Here is a 1,013-nt window from a genome sequence, read left to right on the forward strand (position 1 = left end):
GGCAGCGGTGGCATCATCGACCGCACCAGCCCTGAGTCGCTGCTGGTCAGCCCGCGATCACCCGTGACGCTGTGGATCGCACAGCAAACCGTCTCGAATTCGCATCTGATCGAATACGCGCCGGATGCAGCGAGATATGTCAGAAGCGATGCTTCTGGCGGCGCCGCTGCGCGTGGTCGGTGCCGGAACGGGGGCGTTCCGTGAGGGCTGTCGCGCTCCCGCTTGATCATTGGAGGCGGGACGCGGGACAAGATCGCTTGAGGCCTCGTGACTCTGGCTGTGTGAAGTGACCACGCTTTGACAGCGCCGCGGTGGTGTCTGCCAGTTGTGGAGCTGCCGGATGTCCCTCTCGCCGATCAGCGTCGGCGCCGTCGTGCCCGGGCTGCGGTTCCTCGGCGCCGGCAGGTCGTCGTTCGCTTCTCGCACGCCGAGTACGCGCTGGTGTCCCAGCGGGCCGCGCTGGCGGGGCTCGCGGTGGGCGCGTGGATCGGCGAGATTGCGGTCGACGCGGCGACGGACGGTGATGGTGGCGCCATCGGTCTGCCGGATCTGTTGCGCCTGCATGCCGACGTGCTCATGGTTGAACGGGTGGCCTTTGCGACCGATGTCGCGGGCGCCCCGGGCGTGGCCGGCCTGCTTGCTCGGCTCGATGCGGTGATCGACGTACTCGTAGCGCAGGCCCGGCGGTCAACAGAGTGATCACCAAGGTCGTGCACGGGTGGCGGGTGGGCAGACTGATCGCGTACTTGATGGGGCCGGGGCGGGCGCAGGAGCACGTGCGGCCGCGGATCATTGATCAGCCCCGCGTTTTTCGGACCGGTTGATTTGGTCGTTGCTACGCTGCTTCCTGCGCGTCTGTCCACTCTTTGAGGACTTCTTGGGGTGTAACTAGTAGGGCTTTGTTAGGTCGAGTTAGGTGAGTGGGGTCGTCGCGTCGGGACGGGTTGCAGGCAGGTGCGGCAGGCGCCGGTCCAGATGCCGAGCAGGGTCTGGAGTTCGCGGAGTACGGCGTA

At 66.6% G+C, this 1,013-nt stretch carries 2 protein-coding genes; both read left to right on the forward strand.

Going from position 1 to position 1,013, the window contains the following annotated elements; translation table 11 throughout:
• Positions 1-204, forward strand: a 204-nt coding sequence (locus tag KME75_RS41900; protein ID WP_219420594.1) for a hypothetical protein, incomplete at its 5' end; no start/stop codon positions are given.
• 123 nt (positions 205-327) lie between these two features.
• Positions 328-699: a hypothetical protein gene (locus KME75_RS41905; RefSeq protein WP_219420597.1), complete on the forward strand. Its 372-nt coding sequence runs from the start codon at positions 328-330 to the stop codon at positions 697-699.
• The last annotated feature ends 314 nt before the right edge of the window (positions 700-1,013 follow it).

Source organism: Pseudonocardia nigra, from assembly GCF_019396355.1.
Classification (GTDB): Bacteria; Actinomycetota; Actinomycetes; order Mycobacteriales; family Pseudonocardiaceae; genus Pseudonocardia; species Pseudonocardia nigra.